At 32.3% G+C, this 12,399-nt stretch carries 11 protein-coding genes; 10 read left to right on the top strand and 1 reads right to left on the bottom strand.

Translation table 11 applies throughout. The features are described from left to right. The first annotated feature begins 53 nt into the window (after positions 1–53). The 5 genes from nadC to priA all read left to right on the top strand — a co-directional run bounded on the left by nadC (position 54) and on the right by priA (position 5,607). The gene (gene nadC / locus ASC72_RS01135) at positions 54–911 is read left to right on the top strand and encodes a carboxylating nicotinate-nucleotide diphosphorylase (RefSeq protein ID WP_056185439.1); all 858 of its coding nucleotides are present in this window, start codon (positions 54–56) and stop codon (positions 909–911) included. A gap of 110 nt (positions 912–1,021) precedes the next feature. Beyond that, positions 1,022–1,945 (top strand): YihY/virulence factor BrkB family protein, encoded by a 924-nt coding sequence (locus tag ASC72_RS01130; RefSeq protein ID WP_056185436.1) that lies wholly within the window; start codon positions 1,022–1,024, stop codon positions 1,943–1,945. Between the two features lies 1 nt (position 1,946). After that, positions 1,947–2,375, top strand: coding sequence for a DUF2147 domain-containing protein (locus ASC72_RS01125; protein WP_056185431.1), 429 nt, complete (start codon positions 1,947–1,949; stop codon positions 2,373–2,375). Positions 2,376–2,383: 8 nt separating this feature from the next. Beyond that, positions 2,384–3,130: a subclass B1 metallo-beta-lactamase gene (gene bla-B1-FLAV, locus ASC72_RS01120; RefSeq protein WP_056185428.1), complete on the top strand. Its 747-nt coding sequence runs from the start codon at positions 2,384–2,386 to the stop codon at positions 3,128–3,130. Positions 3,131–3,156: 26 nt separating this feature from the next. Beyond that, positions 3,157–5,607, top strand: coding sequence for a primosomal protein N' (priA, locus tag ASC72_RS01115; protein ID WP_056185425.1), 2,451 nt, complete (start codon positions 3,157–3,159; stop codon positions 5,605–5,607). Between the two features lies 1 nt (position 5,608). Here the strand turns inward: priA and ASC72_RS01110 are convergent, their stop codons facing one another. Next, positions 5,609–6,307, bottom strand: a complete 699-nt coding sequence (locus ASC72_RS01110) for a LytTR family DNA-binding domain-containing protein (RefSeq protein WP_056185422.1) — start codon at positions 6,305–6,307, stop codon at positions 5,609–5,611. A 178-nt stretch (positions 6,308–6,485) separates the two neighbouring features. On the opposite strand from ASC72_RS01110, the gene rpsF reads away from it, so the two are divergent. From rpsF to ASC72_RS01085, 5 genes are all read left to right on the top strand, one after another. Then, positions 6,486–6,827, top strand: a complete 342-nt coding sequence (gene rpsF / locus ASC72_RS01105; protein WP_056185419.1) for a 30S ribosomal protein S6 — start codon at positions 6,486–6,488, stop codon at positions 6,825–6,827. Between the two features lie 5 nt (positions 6,828–6,832). After that, the gene (gene rpsR / locus ASC72_RS01100; RefSeq protein ID WP_002987043.1) at positions 6,833–7,129 is read left to right on the top strand and encodes a 30S ribosomal protein S18; all 297 of its coding nucleotides are present in this window, start codon (positions 6,833–6,835) and stop codon (positions 7,127–7,129) included. A gap of 66 nt (positions 7,130–7,195) precedes the next feature. After that, positions 7,196–7,636: a 50S ribosomal protein L9 gene (gene rplI / locus ASC72_RS01095; protein ID WP_007810573.1), complete on the top strand. Its 441-nt coding sequence runs from the start codon at positions 7,196–7,198 to the stop codon at positions 7,634–7,636. A 100-nt stretch (positions 7,637–7,736) separates the two neighbouring features. Continuing rightward, complete coding sequence (locus tag ASC72_RS01090; RefSeq protein WP_056185416.1) at positions 7,737–10,907, top strand: TonB-dependent receptor; 3,171 nt, start codon at positions 7,737–7,739, stop codon at positions 10,905–10,907. 117 nt (positions 10,908–11,024) lie between these two features. Next, positions 11,025–11,498: a DUF6495 family protein gene (locus ASC72_RS01085; RefSeq protein ID WP_056185413.1), complete on the top strand. Its 474-nt coding sequence runs from the start codon at positions 11,025–11,027 to the stop codon at positions 11,496–11,498. The last annotated feature ends 901 nt before the right edge of the window (positions 11,499–12,399 follow it).

The raw sequence follows: 12,399 nt of genomic DNA, 5'->3' as shown, positions 1-12,399 counted from the left end.
TTTCAAATCCCCAAAATAAGTCCTACTTTAGCATCTTATAAAATTTAAGAAAAATGATTAGCGAAGCACAATTTCAAACTGAATTACAACTATTGATCAGTAATGCAATTCGAGAAGATGTAGGTCCGGGAGATTATAGTTCATTGGCTTGTATTCCTGATACAGCACACGGACAAGCTAAATTATTAGTAAAAGATCAGGGAATTATTGCTGGTGTTGCATTGGCAAAAATGATTTTTGAATTTGTTGATCCAAAATTAAAAGTGAAAACTTTTATAGAGGATGGAACACATGTAGAGTATGGAGATGTGGTTTTTGAAGTTTCAGGAAGTTCACAGTCTATTTTAAAGTCGGAGAGAGTTGTTTTGAATACGATGCAGCGTATGTCTGCGATTGCAACAAAAACCAGTCAGTTAATGCAACTTTTAGAAGGAACTGGTGCTAAAATATTAGATACGCGTAAAACGACGCCAAATTTCAGGATTGCTGAAAAATGGGCCGTGAAAATAGGAGGGGGCGAAAATCATCGTTATGCTTTGTATGATATGATCATGTTAAAAGACAATCATATCGATTTTGCTGGTGGAATTACACTTGCCATAAAAAAAACAAAAGAGTTTTTAAAAGCCAATAATCTGGATTTAAAGATTATTGTGGAAGCCAGAAATCTGGATGAAATTCGTGAAATTCTATTAAGTGAGGGCGTTCACAGAATTTTGATCGATAACTTTAATTATGAAGATACTAAAACGGCCGTAGCATTAATCGGTAAAAAATGCCAAACCGAATCATCGGGAAATATCAACGAAAAAACCATTCGCGAATACGGTCTTTGTGGTGTAAATTATATTTCATCAGGAGCATTGACGCATTCGATTTACAATATGGATTTGAGCTTAAAAGCTTTTTAAGTTATGAGTTTTGAGTTATAAATTATGAGTTGAGATAATAAAAATCTAAACTCTCAATATCCAATAATCTAAGAAGTCTAAAATCTAAGAAGTCTAAAAATCTAAAATATATGTCTCAAGAGATAGAAGATCGGATTGAAAAAGTACCCGTTGTACGTTCGTTAGCCCGGCTTTTAAAGAAAATAAAATTGCCTTGGCTAGAAGGCTTTTCATTATATGATTTACTCGAAATGTATACGCTGGGAATTCTCGAAGGAGCATTTTCGTATCACGCGAGCGCTATTTCGTTTAGCTTTTTTATGGCATTGTTTCCTTTTGCATTATTTATTTTAAATTTGATTCCCTATATTCCAATTGAAGGTTTTCAGGACGATTTTCTTCAGTTTGTTCAACAGGGAGTTCCGCCAAATACTTACGATGCAATTAGTAAAATTATCAGTGATATTTTAAATAATAGTCACTCTGGATTACTTTCTTCGGGGTTTTTGCTTTCTATTTTTTTGATGTCAAATGGTATTAATGGAATTTTAAGTGGTTTTGAATCTTCGAAACATGTTTTTGATAAACGTGGCTTCTTTAGTCAATATGTAGTGGCTTTGGCAATATCACTTGTAATGACGATTATTTTATTTGTAACGGTTGCTACCATTGTTGTTTTTGAGGTGTTTATTCAAAAAACAATTATTCAGGATGTGTTGAGCGATCGTATTCCCCTCATTATTTTAGGACGATATTTATTCGTTATTTTAATGATTTTGATAACGGCCTCAATATTATTGCGTTATGGTACAAAACAGTACAGTAAAGTGCCTTTTATTAGTATTGGATCTGTATTTACAACAATCTTAATTGTTATATCTTCGTTCTTTTTTGGGATTTGGGTTATAAAATTCTCAAAATATAACGAACTTTATGGTTCAATTGGGACATTATTAATTCTAATGTTCTACATTTGGATTAACTGTATGATTCTGCTTTTAGGGTTCGAATTGAATGCTTCTATCAGAAAATTAAAACAAAAAAAAAATAAATAATATGAAAAATTGGATGTTAGCAATTGGTGTTTTTTTTCTAACAATCAGCACCATTCAGGCGCAAAGTGTCATTGGCAAATGGAAAACGATTGATGACGCAACTGGAGAAGCAAAATCGGTAGTAGAGATTTACGAGAAATCAGGAAAAATATACGGAAAAGTGGTAGAAATACTTCGTGCCGATCATAAAAAGGATGTATGCATTAAATGTGAAGGTGCAGAAAAAAACAAACCAATTTTAGGTATGGTCATCATTAACGGACTTAAAAAAGATGGTTCTGAGTATAACGGAGGAACAATTTTAGATCCTACAAATGGTAAAAAATACAAATGTTATATCGAACTAGAATCGGCTGATAAATTAAAACTTCGTGGCTATGTTGGGATTTCTATTATGGGAAGAACACAATACTGGACACGAGTGAAATAAAAACAAATATGCAAAAATTAGCTTCGATAATTTTCTTCTTAGTAATACTATCCAATAGTTTTGGACAATCTAAGAATTCGCCATTACAAATAAGTCATCTTACGGGTGACTTTTATGTTTATAAAACATTTCATGATTATAAAGGAACTTTGATTTCTGCCAATGCCATGTATCTTGTTACAAATAAGGGTGTTGTTTTGTTTGATGCACCTTGGGATCAAACGCAGTTTCAGCCTTTGCTGGATACAATTAGAGCAAGGCATAATAAAGATGTTATTATGTGTTTTGCAACGCATTCTCATGAAGACCGTGCAGGAGGTTTGGGTTTTTACGAACAAAAAGGAATTAAAACTTATACCATAAAAGCAACGGATCAAATTCTTAAAGAGAAGAACGAAAAACGAGCCAAATTTGTTATTCCGAATGATACTACATTTACAGTTGGCCAACATTCCTTCGAGGTATATTACCCAGGAAAAGGGCATGCGCCGGATAATATTATAGTTTGGTTTAATAAAGAAAAAGTACTTTATGGAGGTTGTTTTATTAAGAGCGCTGATGCAAAAGATTTAGGATATTTGGGTGATGCAGATGTGAAAGAATGGGAAAAGTCGATTAAAAAAGTACAGTCTAAATGTAGAAATTCTAAATACATCATAACCGGTCATGATGATTGGAAAGACCTGACCTCTTTAAAACATACTTTGAAATTAGTTCAGGAATATAATGCTGAAAAACTTTCGAATAAAAAATAATTCTCTCAATCCCATAAAAAAAGCACATGTTTTTTGTCGAAGTTATTTTACCACTTTCCTTAGCTAAAACCTTTACTTATCGTGTTTCTGAGGCTGAATTCCATTTTATTAAAAAAGGAATGCGGGTGGCGGTACCTTTTGGTAAAAGCAAAATTTATACGGCATTAATAATCGATACGCATCAAAATGCGCCGACTTTATATGATGCGAAAGAAATTCATCAAATCTTAGACGAAAAACCTATTGCAACTGAAATTCAGATTAAACACTGGCTTTGGGTTGCGAATTATTATATGTGTGGTATTGGTGATGTATATCGTGGTGCTTTTCCGAGTGGATTATTGCTGGAAAGTGAAACTATTATCTCGCATAAAGTCGATGTTATTGTCAATCAAAATGAACTTTCTGATGAAGAATATCTGGTTTACGAAGCTTTACAACAACAGAGTTCTCTTAAAGTTCAGGAGATTATTTCAATTTTAAACAAAAAGAATATTCTTCCGGTTCTTCAAAAATTAATGGAAAAGGATATCATTGTCTTAGAAGAAGAAATAAAAGAGAATTACAAGCCGAAATTGATTCGATATGTAAAATTGCATTCAAAATATGAATCAGATAACGGTTTAAGTGAATTATTAGAAGAACTGAAAAGTGCCAGGAAACAAAAAGAAATTGTTTTGGCTTATTTTCAAATTAGTGCTTCGGAAAAGAAGCCAATTACAGTTAAGAAATTGATTGAAGTTTCAAATTCGACTTCGACAATTGTAAAAACATTAATCGAAAAAGAGATTTTTGAAGAATATTATTTGCAACACGACAGAGTTTCCTTTGATGGGAAAGCTTCAGAAAAAGAATTAGTATTAAGCGATGCCCAAGAAACGGCTTTTAATGAAATTAAAAATAGTTTAGTAGAAAAAGAAGTTTGTTTATTGCACGGTGTTACATCAAGCGGAAAAACAGAAATATATATTAAGTTAATTGAGGAATATTTAGAAACAGGAAAACAGGTTTTGTATCTGTTGCCTGAAATTGCATTGACAACACAATTGGTTTCTCGTTTACGACTTCATTTCGGGGATAAGGTTGCTGTCTTTCATTCGAAGTACAGCAATAATGAAAGAGTAGAAGTTTGGAGACAAACGCTGGAAAATTCAGATAAAGCACAAATTGTAATAGGAGCGAGGTCTGCTTTGTTTTTACCTTTTAATAACCTCGGACTATTGATTGTTGATGAAGAACACGAGCAGACTTTTAAACAAACAGATCCGGCGCCGAGGTATCACGCCCGGGATTCGGCAATTGTTTTGGCTAATTTTCATAATGCCAAAGTGCTTTTAGGATCTGCAACTCCAAGTATTGAAACCTATTTTAATACCCAAATTGAGAAGTTTGGTTTAGTTACAATTACGGAACGCTATAATAATGTTCGAATGCCGGAAGTTCTTTTGGTTGATTTAAAAGATAAGCATTTTAGAAAAAGAATGACAGGGCATTTTAGCGATCTTTTAATCGAAGAAATAGCTGAAGCTTTGTCTTTGGGCGAACAGGTTATTTTATTCCAAAATAGAAGAGGATATTCTCCTATAATAGAATGTCTCACTTGTGGTCACGTACCACATTGTCAGCAATGCGATGTAAGCTTGACTTTTCATAAACATAAAAATCAATTACGCTGCCATTATTGCGGATATTCAATAGCAAAACCAACACACTGCCATAGCTGTTCAAGTATTGATTTGACTACAAAAGGTTTTGGAACAGAACAAATCGAACAAGAATTGATTTCTCTATTTCCGAAGGCTAAAACCGGAAGAATGGATCAGGATACAACGCGTGGAAAATTTGGTTTTGAAAAGATTATCGATACTTTTAAAAACAGGGAAATTGATGTTTTAGTCGGAACTCAAATGTTGGCTAAAGGATTGGATTTTGATAACGTAAGTCTGGTCGGAATTATGAATGCTGATAATATGTTGCATCATCCTGATTTTAGGGCTTTCGAACGCAGTTTTCAGATGATGACGCAAGTTGCCGGAAGAGCCGGAAGGTCAGAAAAACAAGGAAAAGTTGTGATTCAAACTTACAATCCAAATCACAATACAATTCAGCAGGTTACGACACATAATTATATAGGTATGTATAAGGAGCAATTATACGACCGACAAATCTATAAATACCCGCCTTATTTCAGGATTATAAAGCTAACGTTAAAGCACAAAGATTTTGATAAGTTAAAAGAAGGATCGATGTGGCTGTATCAGGTTTTGAGTCAGAATTTAAATATGCCGGTTTTAGGTCCGGAAGAGCCACTGATCAGCAGAATCAGAAATGAATATATCCGAACTATTTTGATTAAGATTCCGCAGAACCAGAATTTAGCAGGCACAAAAAAAACTATTCAGAAAATGTTGAATAGTTTTGAAGCTGTCGCTCAATACAGAGCTATAAAAGTGATTGCCAACGTCGATTTTTATTAAATTACGACGATGTTGACAATGCTTTAACTAAATCTTCTTTTTTGTTTCGGCTTAATGGGATTTTTGTGATTCCAATTTCGGCAAATTTGCTGTTAAAGCGTTCTACCTTATCAATATTGATAATATACGATTTGTGTACGCGAATAAATTTGTCTTTTGATAAATCATTCTCAAAAGATTTCATTGTCGAAAGGACTAAGTTGCTGTCGTCTTCTGTAACTACTCTTACATAATCTCCAAAAGCTTCAATCCATTTAATTTTAGAAGTGAAAATTTTAAGTTTTTTAAGATTGCTTTTGATAAAGATATGCTCGCCTTCTTCTTCTTTTACCTCTTTTTTGAGTAGATGCATGTCGATTGCTCTTTTTACAGAAGCATTAAAACGGTCAACGGCAATAGGCTTCTGAAGATAATCAGTGGCATCATAGTCAAAGGCTTTTAAGGCATACTCGGCTTTAGAGGTAATAAATATAATTTGAGGCTTCGTTTTTAATCCGTCAAGGAAGTCAAAACCATTGATAACAGGCATTTCAATATCAAGGAATATTAGATCGATATTATTTAAAGAGATACAACTTTTTGCTTCTATTGCATTAGAAAAGTCCCCGATTAAGTGCAAACCTGGGTGATTATTAACTAATTTTGCAATAATTGTCCTCTGTATAGAACTATCATCTACAACAACACAGTTTAGTTTCATAACATTTAAAATTTAGAATAAATTCAGGATAGCAGTAGTAAATGTATTATTTTTCTAGGAAAAAAACTAAACTTAAACTTTATTTTTTACATTACAACGAATAAAGCTAAAAAAGTGTTGTATATATAAAAATAATGGTTACTTTTGCACCCAATTTTAACAAATAAATATTGTATTTATGAATCATTATGAAACTGTTTTCATTTTAAATCCCGTTTTATCTGAGGTTCAGGTGAAGGAAACAGTAACGAAATTTGAAGAATTTCTTACTAGTAGAGGAGCTGAAATGGTATCGAAAGAGGATTGGGGTCTGAAAAAAATGGCTTACGAAATCCAAAACAAAAAAAGTGGTTTTTACCATTTATTCGAATTCAAAGTAGCAGGAGAAATTCTAATTGCTTTTGAAACTGAATTTAGACGTGACGAAAGAGTTATGCGTTTCTTAACTGTAAGTTTAGATAAACATGCTATTTCATGGGCTGAAAGAAGAAGAGCCAAATTAAAATCTACTAAAGCTTAATTATTATGTCTACAATAGAGCAATCTGCAAAAGGAAAAAAAGACGGAGATATCAGATATTTAACGCCTTTAAACATTGAAACTAACAAAACTAAAAAGTACTGTCGTTTCAAAAAATCAGGAATCAAATATATCGATTATAAAGATGCTGATTTCTTATTGAAATTCGTTAATGAGCAAGGAAAAATTCTTCCTCGTCGTTTAACTGGAACTTCATTGAAATACCAAAGAAAAGTTTCTGTAGCTGTAAAAAGAGCTCGTCACTTAGCTTTAATGCCATACGTGGCCGATTTATTAAAATAATATTAAAAGAATAGTTGTTGGTTTCCGGTAAGATGGAACCTAACTTCTCAAATAAAGGACAACAACATGGAACTTATTTTAAAACAAGACGTACAAAACCTGGGATTTAAAGATGATGTAGTATCTGTAAAACCTGGTTACGGTCGTAACTTTTTAATTCCTCAAGGTTTTGCTGCATTAGCAACTCCTTCTGCTAAAAAAGTTTTAGCTGAAAACCTAAAACAAAGAGCACACAAAGAAGCTAAAGTTGTTGCTGATGCAAAAGCATTAGCTGAAACTTTAAAAGCTCTTGAAATTAAACTTACTGCAAAAGCTGGTGGAGAGAAACTTTTTGGTTCTATCACAAACATCGACATTGCTGAAGCTTTAGAGAAATCAGGTAACGCTATTGATAGAAAATTCATCACTAGCGGTATCGTAAAACGTACTGGAAAATATTCTGCTAGCATCCGTTTACACAGAGATGTTATCGTTGATTTACCATACGAGATTATCGCTGAAAAATAACATTTTGTTAACTTCTTGTTAATAAAATATAAAAACCACTCTTAGGAGTGGTTTTTTTTTGCCTAATTTTGAAAGTAATAACTCACTCAAAATCAGGAAAATGAAAAAAATCTTTGCATTATTGCTATGTTTGCTAGCCTTAACCGTGGCTAAAGGGCAAACGACGACTTCGAGTATTAAGGGTATTGTAAAAAGTTCTACGAATGAACTATTGCCTGGTGCTACTATTTTAGCAATTCATACTCCAACAGGAGGTAAATATTCAGCTGTTTCTAATGAAGACGGAAGGTTTAATATTTTGAATATGAGAATTGGAGGCCCTTACAAAATCACAGTCACTTTTGTGGGCTTTCAGGATCAGGAATATAATGACATCTATCTTGATCTGGGAAAACCTTTTAATATTGATGTAGTTTTAGCAGATGCCAGTCAGGCATTAGAAGAAGTTAAAATTGTATCTAAAGATAAGGTCTTTAAAAGTGGAAAAACAGGTGCTGAAACTACAATTGGCCGAAGGGAATTAACATCTTTACCGACAATTTCAAGATCGGCTGAAGACTTTACCCGTTTAGAACCAACAGCGAGTGGCGGTTCTTTTGGGGGAAGAAATGATCAGTACAATAATTACTCTTTAAATGGAGCTGTATTTAATAATCCATTTGGATTAGATGCAGCGACTCCGGGTGGACAAACAGGTGCTCAGCCTATTTCACTGGATGCGATCGAACAAATTCAGGTTGCAACTGCTCCTTATGATGTGACATTATCTGGTTTTACAGGGGCTTCTGTTAATGCGGTTACAAAATCCGGAACAAATGAATTTCATGGTACTGCTTATGCATTTTACAGAAATCAGGATTTAACTGGGAGTAAAATTAAAGGTGAAAAAATATTTGTACCAACATTGGAGCAAACTCAGGCAGGTTTTAGTTTAGGTGCCCCAATTATTAAAGACAAATTATTCATTTTTGGAAATTTCGAAATTGATAAACGAAGTGATTTAGGATCAAACTTCGTAGCGAATAATAATGATGGTGTAACCGGAATTAATGAATCACGAGTTTTAGAATCTGATTTAATTGCGGTTTCAAATGCATTGGCCACTTTAGGATATGATACCGGTGCTTATCAGGGTTTCATACATGAATCAAACTCCAATAAAGGAATCATTAAAGTAGACTGGAATATAAATGATAATCATAAATTAGCGGTAATTTATAATTTCTTAGATGCATCAAAAGATAAACCGGCTCACCCAACAGCTTTAGGTTTTAGAGGTCCAAATGCTTCAATATTGCAATTTAGAAACTCAGGATACCAAATAAATAATAATTTAAGTTCATTTTTAGTGGAGCTTAATTCAAAATTCAGTGAAAAAATTTCAAATAAATTACAGGCAGGTTATTCTCACTTTAATGATTACAGAGTGCCATTTTCAGTTCCGGCTCCTGTAATTAATATTCAGGATGGAGCAGGTTCTAATTATATTATTGCCGGGCATGAACCATTTTCCATCAACAATACTTTAGATCAAAAAGTAATTCAGATTACTAATAATTTAACTTATACAGTGGGGAAACATGTGTTTACTTTTGGGGCTTCTTTTGAAAAATTTGGATTTAAAAACTCTTTCAATTTAGCTGGATACGACAATTTTGGAAATCCAAATGGTTATGCAGGAACTTTTTTCACGCCTTATTTCACCACTCAGGATTTTTTAGATGACGCTGCTAAACCTTATGCAACAAGTATTATTGCGCAAAATCTTCAATATGCACAAGATACATTTAACACAAAAAGTCAATTTGAAGTTGGAGCTGATGGTGGGTGGAAATTGGCTGAATTAAATGTAGGCCAATTAGCATTTTATGCGCAGGATGATATTAGCTTAAATGATGATTTTAAATTGTCTTTAGGTTTAAGAATTGACAAACCATTGTATTTTAATACAGCTGATTTGATTCAGAAATATATAGATACAGAAAACGGAGGCGCCGGTAGAGACAACAGTATAGATTATTATGATCCACAAACTGGTCAGGCAGTAAAACTAGTATCTACAGATTTACCAAGTGATCGAATATTATGGTCACCAAGAATTGGTTTCAATTGGGATGTTAAAGGCGACGCAACGTCACAACTCCGAGGAGGTTCTGGAGTTTTTACCGGAAGAATCCCTTTTGTATGGTTAGGAAATCAGGTAAGTGGTGCTGATGATAGTTTCTTGCAGATTATGGATCCTGATTACAAATGGCCACAGGTTTGGAGAACAAGCTTAGGATTTGATCATAGATTTGAAAGCAATTATATAGTAACATTAGATTTGTCTTATAATAAGGATATAAATGCGGTACATGTTCAGAATTGGGGATTAAAAGACCCAACAGGGACATTAGCTGGTGTTGATAACAGATTAATTTATACTGCAGCAGATAAAGGGGCAAATAATGCTTATGTAATGACTAATTCAGATAAAGGAAGTGCTTTTAATGCAACGGTTAAATTACAGAAGACATTTGAAAATGGTTTGTATGCCAGTGTTGCTTATAATTATTTGAAATCAAAAGATGTTAACTCTATCGAGGCAGAAATAACGGGGGATGCTTTTGCTTTTAATCCGGCACTTGGAAATGTAAATAATGATGTATTGTCCAATTCTAAATATGGAGACAATCATCGTTTTATTGGGGTTGCTTCTAAAAAATGGAAATATGGAAATGACAAATGGGCAACAACAGTTTCGACTTTCTTAGAATATGCTCAGGGAGGACGTTTTAATTATACGTATGGAGGAGATATTAATGGAGACGGGTCTTCTGTAAATGATTTAATATATATCCCTACGACTGCAGAAATTTCTCAAATGACCTTTAGTGGGGCTGGTCAGGCTGACGCATTTGATAAATTCATTGCTCAGGATAAATATATGAAAGACAGAAGAGGGCAATATGCAGAACGTTATGGGGCTATATCTCCATGGAGAGGAAGATGTGATTTAAAGTTATTGCAGGACTATAATTTTAAAGTTTCATCGGCTTCTGAGAAAAAGAATACCATTCAATTTAGTATTGATATTTTGAATTTTGGAAATTTGATAAATTCAGATTGGGGAGTTGTTCAGGTTCCGACCAGCGTTCAGCCAATAGGAGTGACTGTTGCAGGAAATACACCAACTTATACTTTTAATAATACACCAACTAAAACCTTTAGTTATGATGCTAGTTTAACCTCAAGATGGCAAATGCAATTTGGTATCAGATACATTTTCTAGTAAAGGAAAAAAAGTTATAAATTTGCCCTCGCATTTGCGAGGGCTTTTTTTTGATCAATAATAAAGATTTAAAATATTTGACCTCTTTTTTTAAAGATGTTTAAACAAAGAAAATAAATGAAATACGCAAGACTTACAAAAGAGCAATTTGATGAATTACATGCAGAATTCGCAAGCTTTTTAGCCACTCAGGCTATTGATAAAGCGGAATGGGATTCTCTTAAAATAAATAAACCTGAAGTGGCAGAACAAGAACTGGATGTTTTCTCTGATTTGATTTGGGAAGGTGTTTTGTCCAGAGCAGAATTTTTAGAACATTTTTCTAAAAACCATATTTTCCTGTTTCAGTGTTTTGAAACACATGTTCAGTCAATAGTATTAAAATCATTGGTTCCTGAAACAGATTTTTTAACTAAGGAGGGTTTGCAATGGTTAAGTGATAATATGTTTACAGAAACGATTGAAATGAAAGTTGGAAAGAAAGTATTTACCGAAGATAGAAATGCATCTATTTTTGAATTGATTCAGCAGGGAGCTTTTTTAAGCGATGGACAATTATTTAAACAAATTAATACTATTTTAGAATCTTAATTCAAAAAATAAATCGGACAAAATAGGCAAGCAATAAATTCAATTGTTTGTCTATTTTTTTTGTTTTTAACTTTTGTTTAATCTTTTATGTTTTTTTTACCCCGTATTTCTACTTGTTTTTTTAGAATAATGATAGAAATTTTACTTTTGTTGTTGTTTTATAAATCCAGACGGTTAAAATGCTTTGTTTAAGTAAATTACGATTGATGGTAATTATTTTTTATAGGTTTTTTCTTTCATTTTTATGATATTCGTAATGATGTTTATTTTTTTTTGTGATATTTATAACACTTGTTTTTTGTTGTAAATCCTTTATTTTTATGGTGTTACAGAGCTTTGTTTAACATTTTTTCATTTTTTCCATTTAAAAAAATAAGAATTTTATTCTTGTTTTATATTTTCATTTTAACTAATTTTAGTAAAAGAAAGATTAAACAAAAATATTTATCAGATATATAAAAAATTTAGTTTTGATCTTCCTTAAATGAAATATACTTAAAGATTTTTATTGCCTTAGAGTTTAAATTTTTTTTAAACAATTTAATTAATTTGCTTATGGAATTAACATTTACTCTACCCATCAAATTTAGATTTGGTCTTCAAATTATTTTAGCCTTATTTTTTACTCTTATAGATAAAATTAAGGTTATTCAAAAAGCAAATTTTAATTTAATTATTAACGTTTTTCAAAAAAGCCAATATTACGTCAGCTTTTTATTTACAAACCCCAATTGGCGGCTTTGTTTATAAAAGGTATTGTCGTAATTTTTTTATTGATAATCCTTCGTATTAATTAAATAGTGTTTCAGCTTTAGAATTGCATAAATTTCTAAGTAAAAAATAAATTATCTAATCAACATTTTATAGAAATTGAAACATGCTTTTTTATTTAATAGAATTC

It is taken from the genome of Flavobacterium sp. Root420 (assembly GCF_001427905.1).
GTDB lineage: Bacteria > Bacteroidota > Bacteroidia > Flavobacteriales > Flavobacteriaceae > Flavobacterium.
This window is presented reverse-complemented; position numbering and strand designations above follow the sequence as displayed.

Bases quoted from the DNA above. Each gene is read 5' to 3' on its own strand.
- nadC (WP_056185439.1), top strand. From the start codon at position 54: ATGATTAGCGAAGCACAATTTCAAACTGAATTACAACTATTGATCAGT.
- ASC72_RS01130 (WP_056185436.1), top strand. From the start codon at position 1,022: ATGTCTCAAGAGATAGAAGATCGGATTGAAAAAGTACCCGTTGTACGT.
- ASC72_RS01125 (WP_056185431.1), top strand. From the start codon at position 1,947: ATGAAAAATTGGATGTTAGCAATTGGTGTTTTTTTTCTAACAATCAGC.
- bla-B1-FLAV (WP_056185428.1), top strand. From the start codon at position 2,384: ATGCAAAAATTAGCTTCGATAATTTTCTTCTTAGTAATACTATCCAAT.
- priA (WP_056185425.1), top strand. From the start codon at position 3,157: ATGTTTTTTGTCGAAGTTATTTTACCACTTTCCTTAGCTAAAACCTTT.
- ASC72_RS01110 (WP_056185422.1), bottom strand. From the start codon at position 6,307: ATGAAACTAAACTGTGTTGTTGTAGATGATAGTTCTATACAGAGGACA.
- rpsF (WP_056185419.1), top strand. From the start codon at position 6,486: ATGAATCATTATGAAACTGTTTTCATTTTAAATCCCGTTTTATCTGAG.
- rpsR (WP_002987043.1), top strand. From the start codon at position 6,833: ATGTCTACAATAGAGCAATCTGCAAAAGGAAAAAAAGACGGAGATATC.
- rplI (WP_007810573.1), top strand. From the start codon at position 7,196: ATGGAACTTATTTTAAAACAAGACGTACAAAACCTGGGATTTAAAGAT.
- ASC72_RS01090 (WP_056185416.1), top strand. From the start codon at position 7,737: ATGAAAAAAATCTTTGCATTATTGCTATGTTTGCTAGCCTTAACCGTG.
- ASC72_RS01085 (WP_056185413.1), top strand. From the start codon at position 11,025: ATGAAATACGCAAGACTTACAAAAGAGCAATTTGATGAATTACATGCA.